The organism is Micromonospora sp. SYSU B005 (assembly GCF_055362685.1).
The window spans coordinates 18,129-41,886 of record NZ_JAXCFU010000003.1; the positions used below are offsets into that span (position 1 = coordinate 18,129).

At 73.7% G+C, this 23,758-nt stretch carries 20 protein-coding genes; 2 read left to right on the top strand and 18 right to left on the bottom strand.

Features of this window, described 5'->3' with window-relative positions; all coding sequences use genetic code 11:
* Positions 1-124 precede the first annotated feature (124 nt).
* The gene (locus SM452_RS09275) at positions 125-1,012 is read left to right on the top strand and encodes a septum formation family protein (protein ID WP_194802856.1); all 888 of its coding nucleotides are present in this window, start codon (positions 125-127) and stop codon (positions 1,010-1,012) included.
* A 77-nt stretch (positions 1,013-1,089) separates the two neighbouring features.
* Positions 1,090-1,980, top strand: coding sequence for a septum formation family protein (locus SM452_RS09280; protein ID WP_194802857.1), 891 nt, complete (start codon positions 1,090-1,092; stop codon positions 1,978-1,980).
* A 43-nt stretch (positions 1,981-2,023) separates the two neighbouring features.
* On the opposite strand, the gene SM452_RS09285 is transcribed toward SM452_RS09280, so the two are convergent.
* The 18 genes from SM452_RS09285 to carA all read right to left on the bottom strand — a co-directional run bounded on the left by SM452_RS09285 (position 2,024) and on the right by carA (position 23,723).
* A complete protein-coding gene (locus SM452_RS09285; RefSeq protein WP_262015711.1) occupies positions 2,024-3,772 on the bottom strand; it encodes a M28 family peptidase in 1,749 nt (582 codons plus the stop codon).
* A 237-nt stretch (positions 3,773-4,009) separates the two neighbouring features.
* Entirely contained in the window at positions 4,010-5,674 is a 1,665-nt protein-coding gene (locus tag SM452_RS09290) for an RsmB/NOP family class I SAM-dependent RNA methyltransferase (RefSeq protein WP_262015712.1), read from the bottom strand.
* Positions 5,671-6,597, bottom strand: coding sequence for a methionyl-tRNA formyltransferase (gene fmt / locus SM452_RS09295; RefSeq protein WP_194802937.1), 927 nt, complete (start codon positions 6,595-6,597; stop codon positions 5,671-5,673). Before fmt ends, SM452_RS09290 begins: the two co-directional genes overlap by 4 nt.
* Before the next feature lie 5 nt (positions 6,598-6,602).
* Positions 6,603-7,163: a peptide deformylase gene (gene def, locus SM452_RS09300; RefSeq protein WP_043324943.1), complete on the bottom strand. Its 561-nt coding sequence runs from the start codon at positions 7,161-7,163 to the stop codon at positions 6,603-6,605.
* A 42-nt stretch (positions 7,164-7,205) separates the two neighbouring features.
* Positions 7,206-8,468: a cytochrome P450 gene (locus SM452_RS09305; protein ID WP_355510002.1), complete on the bottom strand. Its 1,263-nt coding sequence runs from the start codon at positions 8,466-8,468 to the stop codon at positions 7,206-7,208.
* 94 nt (positions 8,469-8,562) lie between these two features.
* On the bottom strand, positions 8,563-9,543 hold the full coding sequence (locus SM452_RS09310) for an AAA family ATPase (protein ID WP_262015714.1): 981 nt from the start codon (positions 9,541-9,543) through the stop codon (positions 8,563-8,565).
* Positions 9,544-9,772: 229 nt separating this feature from the next.
* Complete coding sequence (locus SM452_RS09315; RefSeq protein ID WP_463839730.1) at positions 9,773-11,770, bottom strand: primosomal protein N'; 1,998 nt, start codon at positions 11,768-11,770, stop codon at positions 9,773-9,775.
* Positions 11,771-11,829: 59 nt separating this feature from the next.
* On the bottom strand, positions 11,830-13,020 hold the full coding sequence (gene metK / locus SM452_RS09320) for a methionine adenosyltransferase (RefSeq protein ID WP_262015716.1): 1,191 nt from the start codon (positions 13,018-13,020) through the stop codon (positions 11,830-11,832).
* Positions 13,021-13,117: 97 nt separating this feature from the next.
* On the bottom strand, positions 13,118-14,326 hold the full coding sequence (coaBC, locus tag SM452_RS09325) for a bifunctional phosphopantothenoylcysteine decarboxylase/phosphopantothenate--cysteine ligase CoaBC (RefSeq protein WP_463839731.1): 1,209 nt from the start codon (positions 14,324-14,326) through the stop codon (positions 13,118-13,120).
* A 14-nt stretch (positions 14,327-14,340) separates the two neighbouring features.
* Positions 14,341-14,607 (bottom strand): DNA-directed RNA polymerase subunit omega, encoded by a 267-nt coding sequence (gene rpoZ / locus SM452_RS09330; protein ID WP_013285517.1) that lies wholly within the window; start codon positions 14,605-14,607, stop codon positions 14,341-14,343.
* A 3-nt stretch (positions 14,608-14,610) separates the two neighbouring features.
* The gene (locus SM452_RS09335; RefSeq protein WP_262015718.1) at positions 14,611-15,162 is read right to left on the bottom strand and encodes a nucleoside/nucleotide kinase family protein; all 552 of its coding nucleotides are present in this window, start codon (positions 15,160-15,162) and stop codon (positions 14,611-14,613) included.
* 25 nt (positions 15,163-15,187) lie between these two features.
* Complete coding sequence (gene mihF, locus SM452_RS09340; protein WP_013285515.1) at positions 15,188-15,505, bottom strand: integration host factor, actinobacterial type; 318 nt, start codon at positions 15,503-15,505, stop codon at positions 15,188-15,190.
* 175 nt (positions 15,506-15,680) lie between these two features.
* The gene (gene pyrF / locus SM452_RS09345; RefSeq protein WP_355510014.1) at positions 15,681-16,520 is read right to left on the bottom strand and encodes an orotidine-5'-phosphate decarboxylase; all 840 of its coding nucleotides are present in this window, start codon (positions 16,518-16,520) and stop codon (positions 15,681-15,683) included.
* An 87-nt stretch (positions 16,521-16,607) separates the two neighbouring features.
* Positions 16,608-17,882 carry an adenosylmethionine--8-amino-7-oxononanoate transaminase gene (locus SM452_RS09350; RefSeq protein WP_262015720.1) on the bottom strand — a complete coding sequence of 425 codons (1,275 nt, stop codon included), beginning with the start codon at positions 17,880-17,882 and terminating at the stop codon, positions 16,608-16,610.
* 184 nt (positions 17,883-18,066) lie between these two features.
* Positions 18,067-19,083 (bottom strand): quinone-dependent dihydroorotate dehydrogenase, encoded by a 1,017-nt coding sequence (locus SM452_RS09355; protein WP_262015721.1) that lies wholly within the window; start codon positions 19,081-19,083, stop codon positions 18,067-18,069.
* A complete protein-coding gene (locus SM452_RS09360; protein ID WP_463839732.1) occupies positions 19,080-19,217 on the bottom strand; it encodes a hypothetical protein in 138 nt (45 codons plus the stop codon). Before SM452_RS09360 ends, SM452_RS09355 begins: the two co-directional genes overlap by 4 nt.
* Before the next feature lie 23 nt (positions 19,218-19,240).
* Positions 19,241-22,588 (bottom strand): carbamoyl-phosphate synthase large subunit, encoded by a 3,348-nt coding sequence (gene carB, locus SM452_RS09365; RefSeq protein WP_355510023.1) that lies wholly within the window; start codon positions 22,586-22,588, stop codon positions 19,241-19,243.
* Positions 22,581-23,723, bottom strand: a complete 1,143-nt coding sequence (gene carA / locus SM452_RS09370) for a glutamine-hydrolyzing carbamoyl-phosphate synthase small subunit (protein WP_262015724.1) — start codon at positions 23,721-23,723, stop codon at positions 22,581-22,583. Before carA ends, carB begins: the two co-directional genes overlap by 8 nt.
* Positions 23,724-23,758: the final 35 nt, after the last annotated feature.

Genomic DNA, 23,758 nt, shown 5'->3' on the forward strand with positions numbered 1-23,758 from the left:
GCCGATCGATTGAAAGATGACGAAACTCCTACAGGGACGGTCACGTATGCTGCACGCCCGGGCGCGGGGGACGCCGGTCGGGCCTATGACGACCGGCTGTCATCTCTCCCGGAAGGGGCGGACGATGCGACGGTGGCTCCACGTGCTCGCGCTGGCCGGCGCGGCGACTGCGGTGCTCGCGGGTTGCGCTCAGGTGCATCGGGCCGACGGCGACCTGATCGACGACTGGGCGGCGCTGCCGGTGCCGCAGCTGTTCGTCCCGGCGACCGAGGCCTGCCTGCCCCGGCTGAGCACCGTGGTGGCCGCCGCCACCTACGAGACGGTCAACTGCGCGGGCAGCCACCTGGCCGAGACCGTGCACGTCGGCCGGTTCAGCGGACCGGCGGCGCAGGGCGTGCGCCCGGAACCCGGCTCGCCGGCGCTGCGGACCGCGCGCGCAGAGTGCGACCAGCGGGCCCGGGAGATGATCGGCGGGGACTGGCGGGCCGCCCGGCTGACGCTGAACATCGCGCTGCCCACCGTCACCGCCTGGACGTCCGGCGCCCGCTGGTTCCGCTGCGACCTGGCCGAGACCGACAGCATCGACAACACCCGCCCGGTCAACCGGGTCGGCAGCCTGCGCGGCGCGCTCGTCGGCGACAACCCGCTGGTGCACAGGTGCTTCGACCCGAAGCTGATCGGCCAGAACCTCAACTACATGGCCCCGGTGCTGTGCACCGAACCGCACCGGGCGGAGTTCGTCGGCGTGTACGAGGAACGCGACATGAGCTGGGCGGAGTTCACCAAGGGCGCGCCCGCCACGCACCGGCGCTGCATGACGCTCATCGCCGCGTTCGCCGAGGTGCCGGACAACGCCGAACTGCCGTACCGGGCCGGGTCCATCTTCTACCCGCCGTCGCAGCGGGAGTGGGAGGAGGGCGACCGGGGCGTGCGCTGTTTCCTGTGGAGTGACGACCGCAAGCTGAACCGATCGGTGCGCGGCGCCGGCCCCGAGGGACTCCCGGTCACCTGATCGGCTGCCGTATGCTCCACCGCCGAGGCGTACCGGGTGACCGGACGGCGCCGGATGCGCGGGGGAGGTCGGTCGGGATGCGGCGATGGCGGGTGGCGGTCACCGTGGGCGCGGCGCTGGCGCTGGCGCTCGGCGGCTGTGCCGCGCCGGCCGGAGTGGACCGGGACCTGGTCGACGACTGGCCCGCGTTCGCCGCGCCGGTCGGGTTCGTGCCGAAGTCCGGCGCCTGTCATCCCACGGTCGCCGACGTCGGCTACCTCAGCGGCTACCAGCCGGTCGACTGCGCCACCCCGCACCGCACCGAGACGCTGCACGTCGGCACGATGACCGGCGCGGAGGCGGAGCGTTCCGCGCCGCCGCGTACCGGCTCGGCGGGGATGCGTGCCGCGCACGCCGAGTGCGCCCGCCAGGTCACCCGCGCCGTCGGCGCGGACTGGCGCTCCGGGCGGCTGCGCCTGGCGGTGGTCTTCCCGTCGGCGCTCGCGTGGTCCGGCGGGGCCCGCTGGTACCGCTGCGACGTCGCCGAGATCAGCGATCTGGACGAGGGCGCCGTGTCCCAGCGCACCGGCAGCCTGCGGGGGGCGTTGAAGCCCGGCTCGAAGCTCGCGCTCGGCTGCTTCAACCCGAAGCTGAGCAAGGACAAGGTGCAGTCGATGCGGCCGGTGGCCTGCACCAGCAAGCACCACGCCGAGTTCGTCGGCGTCTACCAGGCGCCGGACATCAGCTACGCGGAGTTCGACCGCACGCCGCTGCGCGCGCACAAGGCCTGCCGCGGCCTGATCGCCAAGTACGCCGGGCTGCCGAACGACGGCAACATGCAGTACCGGGCCGGCACCATCATCTACCACCCGTACGAGGAGCAGTGGCGCGACGGCGACCGGGGCGTGCAGTGCTTCCTGTGGGTCTCCGGACGGTCGCTGACCCGCTCGGTCAAGGGCGCGGGCGCCAAGGCGCTGCCGATCAACTGAGAACCGGGCGGGACGGGCCGGCGCCCACCCCGCCCGGTACCGCTCAGCCGACCTGCAGCGTCACGTCGTCCACGACGAAGCTGGTCTGCAGCGAGGAGTCCTCGACCCCGGTCCACTTCAGCGTGACCGTCTGACCCGCGTACGCGGCCAGGTTGAAGGTGCGCTGGGTGTAGCCGGTCGCCTTGTTCAGGTTCGAGTACGTGGCCAGCGTGGTCGAACCGACCTGCACGGTGAGCTTGTCGTACGCGGTCGAGGTGGTCGTCTCGGCCGAGTCGATGTGCAGCCAGAACGAGAACGTGTAGCTGCTGCACCCGGCCGGCAGCGTGACCGACTGGGACAGCGTTTCGGTACGCGAGGAGCCGTACCCGTTCATCCACGCCTTGTACGACCCGGTGCGGGCCGCCTGGCTGGAGCTGTTGGTGATCACGCCGGAGCTGGCCGTCCACGGCGTGGTGCCGGACTCGAAGCTGCTGTTGCCGATCAGCTGCCCGCCGGTGCAGCCGCCGCTGCCGCCGGTCACGGTGATCGTGTAGCCGGCGGTGCGGGTGACCGAGCCGGTACCGGTCACGGTGAGCGTGAACGTACCGGTGGTGGCCGTCGACGAGGCGGTGACGGTCATGGTGGCCGAGCCGCCCGAGGTGACCGAGGACGGGCTGAAGCTCACCGAGACGCCGCTCGGGGCGCCGCTGGCGGACAGCGCCACGGTCTGCGCGCTGCCGGCGGTGGTGGCGGTGCTGACCGTGGCGGTGGTGGAGCCGCCCCGGGCGACGCTGCCGGAGGTGGGGCTCACCGAGACGGAGAAGTCGTTTGTCGGCGTGCCGCCGCCGACCGCGAGCTGCCAGATCGCGTACGCGACGCCGTCCGCGGCCCGGTTCAGGATGGTCGTGTTGATGTTGCTGGTGTTGTCGCAGGAGCGGTGGTAGCACCCGTCGTACGCCGCGCCCGCGGTGCCGCCCCACTTGCTGGCCTGCGCCGAGGTCTTGGTGTAGCTGGCGCCCGCCGCGTAGCCGGAGGTCTGGATGCCGGCGTTGGCGAACGAGTAGTCGTCCGAGCGGCCCTGCCCCTCGGTGTTCTCCTCCGGCGAGATGCCGAACGAGTCCCAGTACGCCTTCAGCGGCGCGGCGGTGGCCGAGGTGATCCGGTTGATGAAGTACCCGCCGTTGGGCGAGCCCACCATGTCGAAGTTGTAGTAGCCCTTGATGTAGCCGCGCTGGGTGGAGCTGAGCTGGTTGACGTAGTGCTTGGAGCCCTGCAGGCCCTGCTCCTCGCCGTTCCACCAGGCGAACCGGACCCGCTTGGTCATGGTCGGGTTCTGCGCGGCCAGCACCAGCGCGTTCTCCAGCAGCACCGACGAGCCGGAGGCGTTGTCGTTGATGCCGGGGCCGGCGGCGACGCCGTCCAGGTGCGCGCCGAACATGACGACCTGGTCGGAGGGGCCCTGCGGCCACTCGGCGATCAGGTTGTTGCCCGGGTAGGTGCAGGTGGAGCAGTTCTGCTCGGTGACCGTGTAGCCGGCGGCCTGGAGCTTGCCCTTGACGTAGTTGACCGACGCCGTGTAGCCGGCCGAGCCGGCGCGCCGGTTGCCGCCGTTGCTGGTGGCGATGGAGTTGAACTGGGTGAGGTGGGCCTGGATGTTGCTCAGGGAGACGTCCGGGGCGGCGAGTGCGGCGACGGCCGGGGCGGGGGCGGCGGCCGGGGCGGGCGCGGCGGAGGCGGTGCCGGCCAGGCTCGCCGTCGTCAGGGTGGCGACGAGGGCGAGCGCGAGGCTCGTGGTCGGCGTTCTGCGTCTCATGGAGACTCCTCGTGGGGGTTCGGCGGGCGGGGGTGCCGGGACCGGTGGTCGAAACAGTTACATGCATCGATCAAACAGTCAACGGGCTGTCACATCCCACCGGCCCCCTCCCCCCACCGGGATGCCGCACACGCTCCATCCCTCCCCATTTCTCCCATGACGATCAAGGAGTTCGTGTCCGGGGCGCGGCGGCCCCGGGGACACGAACTCCTTGATCGACTGCGAGGGGGAGGTGGATCAGACCCGGCGGAGGACCGCCAGGAACATGGCGTCGGTGCCGTGACGGTGCGGCCAGAGCTGCACCGTGGGGCCGTCGCCCAGGCCCGGCATGCCGGCCGGCAGCAGCGGCCGCGCGTCGACGAAGTCGACGCCGAAACCGCACCGCCGGGCCGCCTCGGTCACCGTCACGTGCGTCTCCACCACGTGCGGCGAGCAGGTCACGTACGCGACCAGGCCACCCGGCCGGGCCGCCCGCAGCCCGGCGGTGAGCAGTTCCCGCTGCAACCGGGTCAGCGGCGGCAGGTCCGACGGCTGGCGGCGCCACCGCGACTCCGGACGGCGGCGCAGCGCGCCCAGCCCGGTGCACGGCGCGTCCACGAGCACCCGGTCGAAGTGCTCCTCCGGCAGCTTCGGATCGCTGCCCACCGTGCGTCCGTCGGTGTGCAGCACCGTCACCGGCAGCCCACGGGTCGCCTGCTCCACCAGTCGTGCCCGGTGCTCGGCCACCTCGACCGCGGTGAGCCGCGCGCCACGGATCGCGGCGAGCGCGCCGAGCAGGCCGGACTTGCCGCCCGGACCGGCGCACAGGTCCAGCCAGCGGCCGTCCGGGCCGTCCAGCGGCGCCGCCGTCAGCGCGTCCGCCACCAGCTGGGAACCCTCGTCCTGCACGTGCGCGCGGCCGTCGGCCACCGCCGGCAGGTCACCCGGCGCGCCGCCGGGCAGGTAGACCGCGTACGGCGAGAACGCGCCGGGCGCGCCGCCCACCTCGTCGGCCAGCGCCACCGGATCGGCCAGCCCCGGCCGGGCGCACAGGTGCACCGGCGGGCGCTCGTTGTCCTCGATGAGCAGCCGGGTCGTCTCGCCCATGTCGCCGCCGAGCGCCTCGGCGAACGACCGCACGATCCACTGCGGATGGCTGTACGCGAGCGCGAGGTGCCCGATCGGATCGGTCTCCTGCGCCGGGGCGAGCTTCGCCACCCAGGCGTCGGCGTCCCGGGTGGTGATCTCCCGCAGCACCGCGTTGGCGAACCCGGTGGCGCCCGGCCCCACCGACCGGACCAGGTCCACAGTGGAGGACACCGCGGCGTGCGCGGGCACCCGGGTGTGCAGGATCTGGTACGCCCCGAGCCGCAGCGCGTCGCGCACCGGCGGGTCGATGCGCTGCACGTCCCGCCCGGCCGCGTCGGTGACGATCGCGTCCAGCGTGCCGGTGTGCCGCAGCGTGCCGTAGGTCAGCTCGGTGGCGAACGCGGCGTCCCGGCCGGTCAGCCCGGCCTCGCGCAGCATCGCCGGGAGCACCAGGTTGGCGTACGCGTCGTCGCGGTGCACCGCCGCGATCGCCTCGTACGCGATCTGCCGGGGCAGGTCGACTGCCGGACGGACCGGACGCCCACCCCGCCGGTCCCCACCGAACCGGTCGCCGCCACGCCGGTCGCCGCCGGGCCGGTCCCCGCCCCGCCGGTCACCGCGCTCACGGTCACCGCGCTCACGGTCCCCGCCGAACCGGTCGCCGGCACGCCGGTCCGCGGCGGGCCGGTCGGAACGCTGCCGGGCGCCGCGCTCACGGTCACCGAACCGGTCGTCGCCCCGGCGCTCGCCGCCGGGCCGGTCGCCGTGCTCACGCGCGTACCCCCCGGGACGCTCGCCCTCGACGGGCCGGTCCGGGCGCTGCGGCCCCGTCACGCGAACACCTCGCCGGCGGTGACCCGGGCGCCGCGCGCCCAGTCGCCGGCGGGCATGGCCTTCTTGCCGGCGGCGCGCACCTCGCCGAGGCGCACCGGCGTGGTGGCGGTGCCGACGAGCACACCGGACTTCTCCACGTGCAGCTCCCCCGGCTTCAGCTCCGGGCCGTCGGGCAGCGGCGTGACCGGGCCGAGCTTGACCCGGTCGTCGCGGAACGTGGTCCACGGGCCGGGCGCGGGCGTGCAGGCGCGGATGCGCCGGTCCACCGCGAACGCGGGGTCGCCCCAGCGGACCCGGGCGTCCTCCACCGTCAGCTTCGGGGCGAGCGAGACGCCGTCGGCCGGCTGCGGCACGGCCCGGGCGGTGCCGGCGCCGATCGCGTCGAGCACGGCGACAAGCAGCCCGGCGCCGGAGTGCGCGAGCCGTTCCAGCAGGTCACCGGAGGTGTCGGCGGGCCGGATCTCGTCGGTGACGGTGCCGTAGACCGGGCCGGTGTCCAGCCCCGCCTCCAGCTCGAAGACGCTGGCCCCGGTCAGTTCGTCGCCGTGCAGCACGGCGTGCTGCACCGGCGCGGCGCCGCGCCAGGCGGGCAGCAGCGAGAAGTGCAGGTTGATCCAGCCGTGCCGGGGGATCTCCAGCGCGACCGGCGGCACCAGCGCGCCGTAGGCGACCACCGGTACGCAGTCCGGCGCCAGCTCGCGCAGCCGGTCGAGGAACTCCGGCTCGCGCGGACGGGCCGGGGTGAGCACCTCGACGCCGTGCGCGTCGGCCCACGCGCCGACCGGCGAGCGGACCAGTCCCCGGCCGCGCCCGGCCGGGGCGTCGGGGCGGGTGACCACGGCGAGCAGCTCGTGCCCGGAGGCGGCGATCGCGTCCAGGGCGGGTACGGCGACGGCCGGCGTGCCGGCGAAGACCAGGCGCATCCGGGTCACCGCCCCAGACCGAACGGGTTGCCGGCGGCGTGCGGGCTGAGCTTGACCGTCGGCGGGGCGGCCTGGTCGTACCACTCGGCCTGGCGGATCGCCTTCATGGCCTCCTTACGGCCTGCCGGGTCGAGCCGGTCGACGAAGAGCACGCCGTCGAGGTGGTCGGTCTCGTGCTGCACGCAGCGGGCCATCAGGCCGGTGCCGACGATCTGCAGCGGGTCGCCGTAGCCGTTGAAGCCCTTGGCGATCACGTTCTGTCGGCGCTTGGTGTCGAAGTAGAGCCCGGGGATGGACAGGCAGCCCTCCGGGCCGTCCTGTTCCTCCTCGTCGGGGAACTCCAGCACCGGGTTGACCAGGTGGCCGAGGACGTCGTCGACGTCGAAGGTGAACACCCGCAGGCCCACCCCGAGCTGCGGCGCGGCCAGGCCGGCGCCGCTCTGCTCGCGCATCGTGTCGGTCAGGTCGGCGATCAGCTTGCGCAGCTCGGCGTCGAAGTCGACGACCGGGTCGGCCGGCGTGCGCAGCACCGGATCGCCGAACAGACGGATGGGCTGGACGGTCACTCGGCGTGGCTCCTTGTCTGGGTCGAACGATGCGCGTCCAGTCTACGGAGTCGGCCCGGCCGCCCCGGGTCGCGTACCGGGAACGGTGACCGGGGCCGCCTCCCGCCCCACGGTCACCGGCAGCGTGGCGTGACCACGCAGGGTGAGCCGGACCCGCCGCTCGGGCCGGCCCGCCACCGCCAGCGCGGGCAGCCGGCGCAGCAGCAGCGGGAACGCCACCTGCGCCTCCAGCCGGGCCAGCGCCGCACCGAGGCAGTAGTGCGGCCCGGCGCCGAATGAGAGCGGCGCGATCTGCGCCCGCCACGGGTCGAAGCGGGCCGGATCGGGATAGCGGCGGGGATCACGGTTGGCCGCGCCGAGCAGCACGATGACCCAGCTCTCCGGCGGCAGGTCGACGTCGCCGTAGCGGGACGACGCGGTGCTCATCCGCGAGGTGAGCTGCACCGGCGAGTCGTAGCGCAGCAGCTCGTCGACGTAGGCGGGGGCGAGGTCGGGCCGGTCGCGCAGCGCCGCCGCGGCGCGCGGATGCTCCAGCAGCGCCACCAGGCCGTTGCCGAGCAGGTTGGTGGTGGTCTCGAAACCGGCCACCAGCAGCACGATCAGGTTGGCCAGCAGTTCGTCGCCGGAGAGCCGGTCGCCGCCGTCGTGGGCCTGGACCAGCGCGGTGGTGAGGTCGTCGGCCGGGGCCCGGCGGCGGGCCGCCACCAGCTCGGTGAAGTAGTCCCGCAGCTCGGTCGCGCCGCGGTCGGCCACCGCCAGCTCGTCGGCGGTGATCTCCGGTTCGAGCACACCGGTCAGGTCGGTGGCCCAGCGCCGGAACAGCGGCCGGTCCGCCACCGGCACGCCGAGCAGCGCGCAGATCACGCCGACCGGCAGCGGGTACGCGAACGCGGCCATGAAGTCGACCGGCCCGTCGGCGCCGAGCATCGCGTCGACCAGCTCGTCGGCCTGCGCCCGCACCACGTCGCGCATGGCGGCGATCCGGCGCGGGGTGAACGCGCCAGCGGCCAGCCGGCGCATCCGGCTGTGGTCGGGCGGGTTGGTGCGCAGCATCGACCGGGAGATCGACAGCACCGCCGGGCTCTCCCGCCAGCCCGGCATGAACTGGTCGCGCAGCGCGTCGTCCATCACACCGAAGCGCGAGTCGCGCAGGATCGCGTCGGCCTCGGCGTAGCCGGTGACCACGTAGAGGACCGGCCCGGCCTGGACCACCGGGCCGTGCGCGCGCAGCCGCTCGTACGTCGGGTAGGGGTCGAGACGACCCTCGGGGGACATCAGCAGCGCGAGCGCGTCGGTCGGATCCACGATTCCGCCTCCCCAGGCATCGGAGGCCTTCATCATGCTCCGGCCCGCCGGATCGGGTGAACCCGCACCGGCGAGGTGGCGGTGTCCCCGGCGGTCAGGCCCCGGCGCCCGGCTCCCCGGCGAGCACCGGGCCGCCACCGAGCAGCGCGTGCTCCGGCAGCGGCAGCGTGATGCCGTGCGCGTCCTCCCAGTCGTGGATGAGCCCCGGGCGGGCCTGCGCGGTGAAGAAGTCGACGGCGCTGATCCCGCCGACCACCGGCTCGTCCACCTCGGCGACCAGGCGGGCCGCGACCATCGGCAGGCCGGCGCGCACCGCGGCGCTGAGCCGCCGGTGCCCGTCGACGACGAAGAAGTACTCGCCGGTGTAACCGATGCTCAGCGGCTCCGGCTCACCGTCGCTGTCGGCCGCCCCGGCGGCGGCGTCGGCGTCCCAGAGGCCGCGCAGCGTCGACACGTCCTCGGTGGGGTACACCCGGTTCGGGTCGAGCAGCAGCAGCGGCCGGCCGGCCCGCAGCACGTCCGCGCCGAGGCGGCCCTCGTAGACGTCGATGACGTGCTGGATGACCTGCTCCGGGTCGGCCCGGGTGGTGTCGCAGACCAGGTCGTAGTTGCGCAGGCGGGCCTTGTCGACGCCGTACCGGACGATGAACCGGCCGCGCTCGCTCTCGCTGCGCTCGCGCAGCTTGGCCCGCGCCTCCTCCAGCGAGGTGTAGCTCTCGGCCGGGCCGGACGGGCGGGCCAGCACGCGCCGGGCCGCCTCGGTCGGCTCGGTGATCATGTGCACCTTGAGCGCGTCGGTGAAGAAGTGCCAGGCCAGCCGGGAGTCCATGACCAGGGACTCGCCGGAGGCGGCGATGTCGCGCTGAAGCTGGTCGACGTACCCGTCGACGGCCTGGTCCAGCTCGGCGTGCAGGTTGAGCTGGAGGGCGGTCATCTGCCGCTCCTGGGCCATCTGGCGGTAGAGGTCGCCGACGCTGACCCGGCGCAGCCCGAGCCGCTTGGCGATCTCGACCGAGACGGTGCTCTTGCCACTGCCGAGGTCACCGTTGAAGACGATCGACTGACGAACGGTCACGACTGGTCCACCCCTGCTCACCGGCTGACTGACGACATCGAATCCGTGTCGGCCCGACGTGCTCTGGCACCCGCCGCGCCGCGTCCCGCGCGGGAAAACCGCGCGGCTGGGCATGACGGGCGATGCTATCACCGCCCGCTACTCGATTGCCGGACCAGGTGTGCGGCAAACCCCAGGTCACGACCGTGCGCGAGGGTCCGCGTGCGCACTGTCACGCGGACGCGTCCGATCAGAACAGGGTGAGCGGGTCGACCTGGAGCCGTACCGGGTCGGCCGCCTTGCGGGCGCTGCGCTGCCCGGCGGCGGCGTGCAGCGCCTCGGCCATCGCGGCGGCCCGGGACCGGGGCACGCGGACCAGCATCCGCTCCCGGCCCTCGTCGGCCGGCACCGGGCCGAGCACCTCGGCGTCGCCCGGCAGCCGGGCGCCGGCGAGCAGGTCGGCCACCGCCTCGGCCACGCCGGTGACGCTCGCCATCCGTACCGCCGGAGGGAAGCCCAGCTCCCGCCGCTCGGCCAGTTCCCGGGCCGCGAACCAGGCGGAGTCCCACCGCAGCAGCGCCTGCACCGGGGCCAGCGCGCCGTCGGCGACCACCACCACCCGGCCACCTGCCGTACCGGGCCGGGCCAGCGCGGCGGCGGCCATCCACCGCCGCAGCGCCTCCTCGCCGGCCCGCAGGTCGGCCCGGGTCAGCAGCGCCCACGAGTCCAGCAGCAGCACCGCGCCGTATCCGCCCTCGGCGACCGGCTCGGCGCCCGGTGTGGCGATCACCAGCCCGGCTCCGCCCGGCACGCTCGCCAGCACCTCCTCCCGCCCGGAGGTGCGCACCGGCACGCCGGGGAACGCCCGGCCCAGTTCCTCGGCGGTCCGCCGGGCACCGGTCACCGAGGCGCGCAGCCGCCGCCCGCCGCACTCCGGGCAGGCGTACGCGGCGGCCACCCGACCGCACCAGCGGCAGGCGGGCGTGCCCTGCGCCGACGGCAGCGCGAGCGGCCCGGCGCAGTGCGGGCAGCGGGCCGGGGCACGGCAGTCGGCGCAGGCCACCGACGGCACGTACCCGCGGCGCGGCACCTGCACCAGCACCGGCAGGTCCGCGCGCAGCGCGTCCCGGGCGGTGGTCCAGGCCAGGCTCGGCAGCCGCGCCGAGGCCGCGCCGGGGTCGCGGGCCAGTTGCGGGTCGTCGCCGGTGGGGGCCAGGGCCGGGGTACGCGCGCGCACCACCGCCCGGTCGGCCACCACCTCGCGCGCCCAGCCGGTCTCCACCAGCAACTGCGCCTCGGCGGTCCGGGCGTACCCGCCGACCAGCGCGGCGATGTCGCCGAGCTGCGCCCGGGTGAGCAGCACGTCGCGGGCGTGCGGGTAGGGCGCGCGCGGTTCGGCGTGCAGGTCGTCGCCGTCGTCCCAGATCGCCACCAGGCCGAGCCGCCGCACCGGGGCGAACATCGCCGCCCGGGTGCCGATCACCACGTCCACCTCGCCCGTGCGGGCGGTGAGGAAGGCCCGGTAGCGGCGGGCCGGACCGTCGGCGGCGGTGAGCCGGACGTGCCGCCCCGCGCCGAGCACCGCGGTCAGGGCGGCGTCGAGGCGGTCCAGGTCGCGGGCGTCGGCCACCACGACCACCGCGCCCCGGCCGCCGGCCACCGTGGCGGCGACCGCGTCGGCGTACCTGTCGGCCCAGTCCTCCCCCGGCAACGCCGACCAGACCGCGCGGGCGGGCTTGCCGTCGGTGAGCGCGCGCAGCAGCGCCGGACCGGCCGGGTAGTCCCGCCAGCCGCGCGGGTCCACCTCCGCCCGGCCACCCGGCCGGGCGTCGGCGTCGGCGGCCTCGGCCGGTACGCCGTCGGGCGCGGTGCCGTCCGCGGACGCGGGGCTGCCGTCGGCAGGGCTGCCGTCGGGCGCGGCCACGGCGGTGACGGCCTTCTCGGCGCGGGCGTGCCGGGGCGGCACGGCCAGCCGCAGCACGTCGGCGAGACTGCCGGCGTACCGGTCCGCGACCGCGCGGGCCAGCCGGGCCACCTCCGGGGAGAGCACCGGCACCGGGGAGACGACCTTCTCCAGGTACGCGAGCTTCGGGTGCTCGGACGACTCGGCGCGCTCCAGCAGCCAGCCGTCGACGAGCTGCCCGGCGAAGCGCACCTTCACCCGCACCCCGGGCCGGGCGTCGGCGTCGAGCGCCTCCGGCACCAGGTAGTCGAACGGGCGGTCGAGGTGCGGCAGCGGCACGTCCACGCAGACGCGCGCGACCGGCGACCCCGGTGCGGGTCGCCGGTCGCGGCGCGTGGTGGTGGTCAGGCTCCCGCGGCCGACTTGAGGTCGGCGGCCCGGTCGGTGCCCTCCCAGGTCAGCTCCGGCAGCTCCCGGCCGAAGTGGCCGTACGCGGCGGTCTGCTGGTAGATCGGGCGCAGCAGGTGCAGGTCCCGGATGATGGCGGCGGGCCGCAGGTCGAACACCTCGGCCACGGCCTTCTCGATCGAGGCCACCGGCACGGTCTCGGTGCCGAACGTCTCGATGAACAGGCTCACCGGGTGCGCCTTGCCGATCGCGTACGCGACCTGCGCCTCGCACCGCTCGGCCAGCCCGGCGGCCACGACGTTCTTGGCGACCCAGCGCATCGCGTACGCGGCCGACCGGTCGACCTTCGACGGGTCCTTGCCGGAGAACGCGCCGCCGCCGTGCCGGGCGTACCCGCCGTACGTGTCCACGATGATCTTCCGGCCGGTCAGGCCGGCGTCACCCATCGGGCCGCCGATCTCGAACCGCCCGGTCGGGTTGACCAGCAGCCGGTAGCCCTCGGTGTCCAGGCCGAGGCCCTCCAGCTCCGGGGCGATGACGTGGTCGCGGATGTCCGGGGTGAGCAGCGACTCCAGCGAGATGTCCGCGGCGTGCTGGCTGGACACGACGACGGTGTCGAGCCGGACCGGGCGCAGCCCGTCGTACTCGATGGTGACCTGGGTCTTGCCGTCCGGCCGCAGGTACGGGATCGTGCCGTCCTTGCGGACCGCGGCGAGGCGGCGGGCCAGCCGGTGCGCCAGCGCGATCGGCAGCGGCATCAGCTCGGGCGTCTCGGAGCAGGCGAAGCCGAACATCATGCCCTGGTCGCCAGCGCCCTGCGCGTCCAGCGCGCTCTCCGAGCCGCCGGTACGCAGCTCGAACGCGTTGTCGACGCCCTGGGCGATGTCCGGCGACTGCGCGCCGATGGACACGCTGACGCCGCAGGACGCGCCGTCGAAGCCCTTCTTCGACGAGTCGTAGCCGATGCCGAGGATGGTCTCGCGGACGATGGTCGGGATGTCGGCGTACGCCTTGGTGGTCACCTCGCCGGCCACGTGCACCTGACCGGTGGTGATCAACGTCTCCACCGCGACCCGGCTGTGCGGGTCCTGGGCGAGCAGGGCGTCGAGAATGCCGTCACTGATCTGGTCGGCGATCTTGTCCGGGTGGCCCTCCGTGACCGATTCGGACGTGAAGAGACGTGTCACGGCACTCCTAAGCATGTGAAGACTTTTAAAGGTCGCTCGGCGGCAGTTTAGTCACCGTCGTTCCGCCGTGACCCGATGAACGCGGGTCGACCAACCGTCAGGAACGTGACGGCAGCCGCGGACAGACGAGGTCCCAGACGGCGTCGGCCAGGGCCTCCTTGGGCTGCTCGGGCAGCCGGTGCACGGCACCGTCGGCACCGATCACGGTGGCCGCGTTGGTGTCGGCGCCGAAGACCTTGTCCACGCCGACCTCGTTGACCACGATCATGTCGGCCCTCTTGCGGGCCAGCTTGGCCCGGCCGTTGGCCTCCGCGTCGTCGGTCTCGGCCGCGAAGATCACCAGCACCTGCCCGGGACGGCGGACGCGCCCCAGCTCGGCGGCGATGTCCGGGTTGGTGACCAGCTCGATGGTCGGCGCGACGCCGTCGTCGGACTTCTTGATCTTCCCGCTGGCGTAGCTGGCGGGCCGGAAGTCGGCGGGCGCGGCGGCCATCACGACGGCGTCCGCGTCGGCTGCCGCCGCGAGCGTGGCGGCGCGCAGTTCCTCGGTCGTGCCCACCCGGACCAGGTCCACCCCGGCCGGGTCGGGCAGCGCCACGTTGGCCGCGACGAGCGTGACCCGGGCGCCCCGGGCGACGGCGGCGCGGGCGAACGCGTACCCCTGCTTGCCGGACGACCGGTTGCCCAGGAACCGGACCGGGTCCAGCGGCTCGCGGGTGCCCCCGGCGGTGACCACCACGTGCCGGCCGGCCAGGTCGGCCTCGGCCTCGACGCCGCGGGCCAGGGCCCGGCGGGCCACCGCGAAGATCTCCGCCGGGTCGGGCAGCCGGCCCTTGCCGGTGTCCCGCCCGGTGAGCCGGCCCACCGCCGGCTCGATCACGCGGACGCCGCGCGAGCGCAGCGTGGCCACGTTCGCCACGGTCGCCGGGTGCTCCCACATCTCGGTGTGCATGGCCGGGGCCAGCAGCACCGGGCAGCGCGCGGTCAGCAGCGTGTTGGTGAGCAGGTCGTCGGCCAGGCCGTGGGCGGCCTTGGCGACCAGGTCGGCGGTGGCCGGTGCGACCACGACCAGGTCGGCGTGCTGCCCGAGCCGCACGTGCGGCACCTCGTGCACGTCGGACCAGACGTCGTCGGCGACCGGCCGGCCGGACAGGGCCGCCCAGGTCGGCGCCCCGACGAAGCGGAGCGCCGAGGCGGTCGGCACCACCCGGACCCGGTGACCCGACTCGGTGAAGAGCCGGAGCAGCTCACACGCCTTGTAGGCGGCGATGCCGCCGCCGACCCCGAGGACGATCTCGGCGGGCATCGGCGCGGGCGTGGTTACGGCTGGTCGGTCGGCTCGGCGGTGAGCAGGCCCGCGTTGATCTCGCGCATGGCGATGGAGAGCGGCTTCTCCTGCGGGGTGGTCTCCACCAGCGGGCCGACGTACTCCAGGAGACCCTCACCGAGCTGGCTGTAGTAGGCGTTCACCTGCCGGGCGCGCTTCGCGGCGAAGATGACCAGCGCGTACTTCGAGGTGGTCTTCTCGAGCAGCTCGTCGATCGGCGGGTTGGTGATGCCCTCGGGGTTGGTGGCGATGGATCCCACGAATTAAACCTCTGCGTCTCGTGCGCCGCCCGCGGGCGGTCGGGCCGGAGCCAGGAAGGACGAACCGAGCAATCCTACCAGCTCCGCCGCGGCGCGCTCGGTGTGGTCGTGTGCCACGGCGTGGGCGAAGACGGCCGCGACGTCCGGGTCCGCCCGGTACGCAGGCGGCGCGAGCAGCACCAGCCGGGCGCCGGGCGCCGCCGCCCGTACCGCCAGGGCGCCGCCCAGGTCCAGCGGCAGCAGCACCGGCCGGCCCTCGGCGAGCCGCGTCCGCACCCCGGCCCGGGGCACCCCCCGGCGGTAGGGCCCGATCCGGCACCACTCCAGCAGCTCCCCGGCGGCGATCAGCCGGTCGAAGCCGGGCGCGTCGAGGAAGACGCGGTCGACGCCGTCGCACTCGTCCGGACGGGGTGGGCGGGTGGTGGCGACCACCGGCACCCAGACAGACGCAAGGCGCGCCCGGACCGCCTCGACGACACTGCTCCGACCGGCCCCGGAGGGACCGGACAGGACAGTGAGCCGAGCCGCCGAGCGCGCCTCGTCATCCGTGCTCACCGCTTGTTTCTACACGGCGGGCCGTTCAGTTGGCGGCGAACTCTCCGAGCAGAGCCTTGCGCTGCTGCTCGCCGAGGCCGCGCAGACGACGGCTGTCGGCGATCTTGAGCTTCTCCATGATCTGGGTGGCCCGGATCTTGCCGATGCCCGGCATCGCCTGGAGCACGGCCGAAACCTTCAGCTTGCCCACGACGTCGTCGGACTCGGCCCGCTCGAGGACGGTGGCGAGGGTGGTCTTGCCCTGCTTGAGCTGCTCCTTCAGCTCAGCGCGGGCCTTGCGGATCTCCGCGGCCTTCTCCAGCGCGGCAGCGCGCTGCTCGGGGGTCAGTGACGGGAGCGGCACCAGTTCTCCTCAGGTCCCTAGTACGGCGGGCTGAGCGCCCCACCGCATCTGTGAAACGTGGTGTCGCTGGCAACCAAAGGGGTCCGTGGTTCCCAGCGCGGGGAAAACTAGCGGTCAACGGAGATTTCGGCAACGTGGACGCGCGATGATCAACCCAAAGTGACCGAGCCGTCAGTCAGTCCGCCGCGCCCAGGGCGGCCCGGCAGTCGGCCAGCACCCGCTCGGTGGCGGCCCGCAGGTCGGCCGGGTCGGGGCCCGCGCCGAGCACCTCCCGGGAGTACGAGGGAAGCACCGACGGCAGCGCGGCGCCGAACACGGTACGCAACCCGGCGGGCGTTCCACCCTGTGCGCCCAGCCCCGGCGCGAGCAGCGGACCGTTCACCGAGTCCAGATCGTGACCCGTCTCACCGATCGTCGCCCCGACCACCAGCCCGAAACTGCCGAGTGGTTCCGCACCCCTGTTGAGCTGGGAAATCTCGTCGATCACGGTCTGCGCGACGGTGCGCCCGTCGGCGCCCACGGCGCGCTGCACGGAGGCACCCTCCGGGTTGGAGGTGAGCGCCAGGACGAAGACCCCGCCGCCGTGCTCGGCGGCGGTGGAGAACATCGGGGCGAGCGAACCTACTCCCAGGTAGGGGCTCGCGGTGACCGCGTCGACATACAGGGGGCTGGATGGATCGAGGTACGCCGACGCGTACGCGGCGACCGTCGAGCCGATGTCGCCGCGCTTCACGTCAAGCAGAGTGAGCGCTCCCAAATCTCGCAACTGTCGGATAGTTGACTCAAGCACACCGACACCGCGGGCGCCGAAGCGCTCGAAGAACGCCGACTGCGGCTTCACCACGGCGACCCGGTCGCCGATCGCCTCCACCACCGTGCGGCAGAACCGCTCCAGGCCCGCCACGTCGTCGGACAGGCCCCAGGCGGTCAGCAACCCGGGGTGCGGGTCGATGCCCACGCAGAGCGGCCCTCGTTCCGCCACAGCCCGGTGCAGGCGGGCGCCGAACGTCTCCATCACGTCTCTCCCTCTCCCGGCGGCTCCGGGCCGCCTGGCGTGTCCGGCGACGGGCCTTCCGTCGCGCCCTGTCGTATCCGGCCGGGCTCAGCCGGCCTTGACCGCCGCGGCCACTCCGGCCGCGATCCGCGCCACGTCCGCGGCGTCGCAGACGTACGGCGGCATCGTGTAGACGAGATCCCGGAACGGGCGCAGCCACACCCCCTCCGCGACCGCCGCGGCGGTCGCCCGGGGCAGGTCCACCTCGTGGTCGAGCTGCACCACCCCGATCGCGCCGAGCACGCGGACGTCGGCCACGCCGGGCGCATCCCGCAGCGGCTCCAGACCGGCCCGCAGGCCCTCGGCGATGCCCGCCACGCGTCCCGCCCAGTCCCCGGCCCGCAGCAGGTCCAGGGAGGCGTTGGCGACGGCGCAGGCGAGCGGGTTGCCCATGAAAGTCGGCCCGTGCGCCAGCACCCCGTCGGCGGAGATCGCCCGCGCCACCTCGGGCGTGCACAGCGCCGCGGCGAGCGTCAGGTACCCGCCGGTGAGCGCCTTGCCGACGCAGAGCACGTCCGGTGCGACACCGGCGTGCTCGGCGGCGAACATCCGGCCGGTCCGGCCGAAGCCGGTGGCGATCTCGTCGAACACCAGCAGGATGCCGTGCCGCCGGGTCACCTCGCGCAGCACGCGAAGGTAGTGCGGGTGGTGGAACCGCATCCCGCCGGCGCCCTGGACCACCGGCTCCACGATCACCGCGGCCAGCTCGTCGGCGTGCCGCTCCACCGCGTCCACCAGCGCCGCCTCGTACGCCGGGTCCGGTGCCGCGTCGAAGCCGGGCGGCGGCACCGGTGCGAACACCTGCCGGGGCAGCACGTCGCCCCAGAGGTGGTGCATGCCGCCCTCCGGGTCGCACACGCTCATCGGGTGGAACGTGTCGCCGTGGTAGCCGCCCCGCCAGGTGCCCAGCCGGCGGCGCTGCGGGCGTCCCCGGGCACGCTGGTACTGCAGGCACATCTTCACCGCGACCTCGACGCTGACCGAGCCGGAGTCGGCCAGGAAGACGTGTTCCAGGCCGTCCGGGGTCAGCTCGACGAGCGTGCGCGCCAGGCGTACCGCGGGCTCGTGGGTGAGCCCGCCGAACATCACGTGGCTCATCCGGCCGAGCTGGTCGGTCACCGCGGCGTCGAGCGCCGGGTGCCGGTAGCCGTGGATCGCCGCCCACCACGACGACATGCCGTCGACCAGTTCCCGCCCGTCCGCCAGCCGCAGCCGCACCCCCGCGGCGCTCTCGACCACGTACGGCGCGCCGGCGGGAGGCATCGCGGCGTACGGGTGCCACACGTGCCGCCGGTCGGCTTCCAGAATCTCCTCAGGCGTCACGTCTCCTCCTCCTTCACCCCTCCCCTCCCACCCCTCCCCTCCCCCGCTCCCCCTCCCCCGCTCTCCCCCGCGATCTTGCAGTTGGTGCCCCGGCTGCGTCCGGAATGGGCGGTGTGCCGGGGCCGAAGGTGCAAGATCGTGCGGGTGCGGGTGCGGGGGTGGGGTGGGGGTGGGGGTGGGTGGGTCAGGGTCGGGTGGTTCGGGTTGTTATGGCCCGGGTCAGGGCGGGGCCGCGGTAGATGAAGCCGGTGTAGAGCTGGAGCAGGGCGGCGCCGGCGTCGAACATGCGTGTCGCGTCGTCCGGGTGCAGGATGCCGCCCACGCCGATCACCGGCAGCCGGCCGCCGGTCTCCCGGTGCACGAACGCGACCATCTCCCGGGCCCGGGCGGTCAGCGGCCGGCCGGACAACCCGCCGGCCTCGGCGGCGCGCTCCCGGTCGGCCGGGGCGAGCCCGTCACGGGCGAGCGTGGTGTTCGTGGCGATGACCCCGGCCGCGCCCCGGTCGAGGCACACCTCCAGCAGCTCGGCCACGGCCGGCTCGGTGAGGTCCGGGGCGATCTTCACCAGCACCGGCTTCTCCCCCACCAGCGCGGCGAGCAGGGCGTCCAGATGGGATCGGTCCTGAAGCGACCGCAGCCCGGGAGTGTTCGGTGAGGACACGTTGACCGCGAAGTAGTCGCCGTGGTCCTTGAGCGCCCGGTACGAGGCGAGGTAGTCCTCGACGGCCTCGTCCAGCGGGGTCACCTTGGACTTGCCGAGCGAGATGCCCAGCGGCACGCCGAGCGGGCGCGGCAACGCGGCCAGCCGGTCCGCCAGCGCCTCGGCACCGGCGTTGTTGAAGCCCATCCGGTTGATCACGGCTTCGCTGTCGCGCAGCCGGAACAGCCGGGGCCGGGGGTTGCCCGGCTGGGCGTGCGCGGTCACGGTGCCGACCTCGACGAAGCCGAAGCCCAGCGCCGGCCAGGCCGGCAACGCGAGTCCGTTCTTGTCCATGCCGGCCGCCAGCCCGACCGGGTTGGGGAAGCGCACCCCGAACACGGTGCGCGGCGCCGACCGGAAGTACGCCGCACGCAGCGCCGCGAGGACCGCCGGTCGGCGGGACACCGCGGCCAGCCGCGCCAGCGTCCACTCGTGCGCCCCCTCGGCGTCCCCGCCCGCGAGCGAGAACAACCGGGGCCGCACCACCTTCTCGAAGATCACGCCGCGCCCCCTCGCCCGGCCCGCCCGGTCTCCCCGGTCTCCCCGGTCTCCCCGGCCTCCCCGGCCTCCCCGGCCTCCCCGTTGATCATGAGGTTGGCGGCGATGTGGATCTCCAAATCCGCCGCCAACCTCATGATCGGCGCGTTCAGGCGCGCTGTCACTCGCCCGCCCGCAGGGCGGCGTGCAGGTCCTGCAGGGGGCGGACCTTCAGGTCGCCGCGGATGCGGGCCTCGATGCCCATGACCGCGGCGGCGGCGCCGGGAACCGTGGTGACGCACGGGATGTCCACGCTCACCGCCGCGCTGCGGATCTCGTACCCGTCGGAACGGGCGCTCGCGCCGGAGCCCTGCGGCGTGTTCACCACCAGCGCCACGTCGCCGCCGAGGATCAGCGAGACCGCGTCCGCGCCCTCCCCCGACTCGTAGTGCTTACGGATCTGCTCGCAGGCGATGCCGTGCCGGCGCAGCACCTCGGCCGTGCCGGTGGTGGCCACGATCTCGAAGCCCAGGTCGGCCAGGCGCTTGATCGGGAAGATCATGCCGCGCTTGTCCCGGTTGGCGACCGAGACGAAGATCTTCCCGGCGGTGGGCAGCGACCCGTACGCGGCGGCCTGCGACTTGGCGAACGCCTGCCCGAAGCCGGTGTCGATGCCCATCACCTCGCCGGTGGACTTCATCTCCGGGCCGAGCAGCACGTCGATGCCCTTGCCGGACGGAGTGCGGAACCGCTTGAACGGCAGCACCGCCTCCTTGACGGCGATCGGCGCGTCGGCCGGCATGGTGCCGCCGTCGCCGGTGGGCGGCAGCATCCCCTCGGCGCGCAACTGCGCGACGGTGGCGCCGAGCGCGATCCGGGCCGCCGCCTTCGCCAGCGGCACCGCGGTGGCCTTCGAGACGAACGGTACGGTCCGGGAGGCGCGCGGGTTGGCCTCCAGCACGTAGAGCATGTCGCCCTGCAGCGCGTACTGGACGTTGAGCAGACCGCGTACCCCGATGCCGCGGGCGATCTGCTCGGTGTAGTGCCGCACCTGGGCCAGGTGCGAGCCGGCCAGGGTGATCGGCGGCAGCGCGCACGACGAGTCGCCGGAGTGGATGCCGGCCTCCTCGATGTGCTCCATCACGCCGCCCAGGTAGACGTCGCCGTCGGCGTCCACGAGCGCGTCCACGTCGATCTCGATGGCGTCGTCCAGGAACCGGTCCACCAGCACCGGGCGGTCCGGCGAGATGGCGGTGGCCCGGCCGATGTAGTCGCGCAGTGTGGCGTCGTCGTACACGATCTCCATGCCACGCCCGCCGAGCACGTACGAGGGGCGGACCAGCACCGGGTACCCGATCTCGTCGGCGATCGCCTTCGCCTCGTCGTACGAGGTGGCCATGCCGTGCGCGGGCGCGCGCAGCCCGGCCCGGGCCAGCACCGCGCCGAACGCGCCGCGCTCCTCGGCCAGGTGGATCGACTCCGGGGAGGTGCCCACGATCGGCACGCCGGCGTTCTTGAGCCGCTGCGCCAGGCCCAGCGGGGTCTGCCCGCCGAGCTGCACGATCACCCCGATGACGCCGGGGCCGCCCGCCTCCTTGCCGGAGGAGTCCTCGGCATGCCAGACCTCCAGCACGTCCTCGAACGTCAGCGGCTCGAAGTAGAGCCGGTCGGCGGTGTCGTAGTCGGTGGAGACGGTCTCCGGGTTGCAGTTGACCATGACGGTCTCATAGTCCACGTCCCGCAACGCTTGCACCGCGTGCACACACGAGTAGTCGAACTCGATGCCCTGACCGATCCGGTTCGGCCCGGAGCCCAGGATGAGCACCTTCGGCCGAGCCGAGGGCGCCACCTCGGTCTCCGAGTCGTACGTCGAGTAGTGGTACGGCGTGGTCGCCTCGAACTCGGCCGCGCAGGTGTCCACCGTCTTGTAGACCGGCCGGACGCCGAGACGGTGCCGCAGCGTCCGGACGCCGTCCTCGGCGGCCAGCTCGGGACGCAGCGCGGCGAGCTGCCGGTCGGAGAGGCCGGCCCGCTTGGCGCGGCGCAGCAGTGCGGCGTCGAGCACCGGCGCGTCCACGATCTCGGCGCGCAGCTCGACCAGCGAGGCGATCTGGTCCAGGAACCACGGGTCCATGCCGCCGGAGGCCTCGGACACCTCGGCGATCGACGCGCCGAGGCGCAGCGCCCGCTCGACCGTGTAGAGCCGGCCGTCGTGCGGCGTGCGCAGCGCCGCGAGGGTGTTCTCCTTCGTCGCGCCCTCCGGGTCCGGAGTGGTCCAGAAACCGGATGACTTGGTCTCCATCGAGCGCATCGCCTTGTTCAGCGCCTCGGTGAAGTTGCGGCCCAGGCTCATCGCCTCGCCCACCGACTTCATCGTGGTGGTCAGCTCCGGGTCGGCGCCGGGGAACTTCTCGAACGCGAACCGGGGGATCTTCACCACCACGTAGTCGAGCGTCGGCTCGAACGCCGCGGGCGTCTTCAGCGTGATGTCGTTGGGGATCTCGTCGAGCGTGTAGCCGATGGCGAGCTTCGCGGCGATCTTCGCGATCGGGAAGCCGGTGGCCTTCGACGCCAGCGCCGAGGAACGCGACACCCGCGGGTTCATCTCGATCACGACGATCCGGCCGTCGGCCGGGTTCACCGCGAACTGGATGTTGCAGCCGCCGGTGTCCACACCGACCTCGCGCAGCACCGCGATGCCGAGGTCACGCAGCCGCTGGTACTCCCGGTCGGTGAGCGTCATCGACGGGGCGACGGTGACGCTGTCGCCGGTGTGCACGCCCATCGGGTCGACGTTCTCGATCGAGCAGACCACCACCACGTTGTCGTGGCGGTCGCGCATCAGTTCGAGCTCGTACTCCTTCCAGCCGAGCACGCTCTCCTCGATGAGCACCTCGTGCACCGGGCTGGCCGCCAGGCCGGACCCGGCGATGCGCTCCAGGTCCTCGTCGGTGTGCGCCATCCCGGAACCGAGGCCGCCCATGGTGAACGACGGCCGGATGACCACCGGCAGGCCCAGGTCGGCGACCGTCTCGCGGACCTCGTCCATCGAGTGGCAGACCCGCGACCGCGGCACCAGCGCCGACGGATCGTCCAGGCCCAGCCGTACGCCGGCCTTCGCGACGATCTCCTTGAACAGCTGCCGGTCCTCGCCCCGGTTGATCGCCTCGATGTTCGCGCCGATCAGCTCGACGCCGTACTTCTCCAGCACGCCCGCCTCGTGCAGGGCGACAGCGGTGTTCAGCGCGGTCTGCCCGCCGAGCGTCGGCAGCAGCGCGTCGGGGCGCTCCTTGGCGATGACCAGCTCGACGAACTCACGCGTGATCGGCTCGACGTACGTGGCGTCGGCGAACTCCGGGTCCGTCATGATCGTCGCCGGGTTCGAGTTGACCAGGCTGACCCGGATCCCCTCGCTGCGCAGCACCCGGCAGGCCTGGGTGCCGGAGTAGTCGAACTCGCAGGCCTGTCCGATCACGATCGGCCCGGAGCCGATCACCAGGACGTGCTTGAGGTCGGTCCGCTTAGGCATTCTTTCCGCCTTCGATCAGTTCGGCGAAGCGGTCGAAGAGGTAGTCCGCGTCGTGCGGGCCGGCCGCCGCCTCCGGGTGGTACTGGACGGTGAAGGCGGGCACGTCCACGGCCCGCAGCCCCTCGACCACGTTGTCATTGAGGCAGACGTGTGACACCTGGACACCGCCGAACTCGGTCTGGATCACCTGATCCGGCACCACGGCGCCGTCCCCGGCACCCGGCACCTGCACCGCGAAGCCGTGGTTGTGGCTTGTCACCTCGACCTTGCCGGTGGCCCGGTCGAGCACCGGCTGGTTGATGCCGCGGTGGCCGTACCCCAGCTTGTAGGTGCCGAAGCCGAGCGCCCGGCCGAGGATCTGGCTGCCGAAGCAGATGCCGAACAGCGGGATCCGCCGGGCCAGCACCTCCCGGGCCAGCGCCACCGGGCCGTCGGCGGTCGCCGGGTCGCCCGGGCCGGGTGAGAAGAAGACAGCGTCCGCGCCGGTCGCGAGCAGGTCCTCGATCGTCGACCCGGCGGGCAGCACGTGGGTGGTGACGCCGCGGGCGGCGAGCCGGCGCGGCACGTTGCGCTTGATGCCCAGGTCCACCGCGGCCACCGTGAACCGGTGCTCGCCCTGCGCCTGCACGACGTACGGCTTGGCGGTGGTCACCTCGTCGGACAGGTTCGCACCGACCATCTGCGGCGAGCGGCGGACCCGCTCCAGCAGGGCGGCCGGGTCGTCCTCGACGCTGGAGATGCCGACCCGCATCGCACCGCGCTCGCGCAGGTGCCGGGTCAGCGCCCGGGTGTCCACGCCGCTGATGCCGACGACGCCCTCGGCGGCGAGCCGGTCCTCCAGGCCGCCGGTGGCCCGCCAGTTGGAGCTGATCCGGGCCGGGTCGCGCACCACGTACCCGGCCACCCAGATCCGGTCGGACTCGTCGTCGGAACCGTTGACGCCGGTGTTGCCGATGTGCGGCGCGGTCTGCACCACCACCTGCCGGTGGTACGAGGGGTCGGTGAGCGTCTCCTGGTAGCCGGTCATGCCGGTGTTGAAGACCGCCTCGCCGAAGGTCTCCCCGACGCTGCCGTACGCCTCACCGTGGAACGTGCGCCCGTCCTCGAGGACGAGAATTGCAGGCCGTCGCTTCACTGTGCCCGCCTTTCGTTCGCGACTGCGGGACTCCG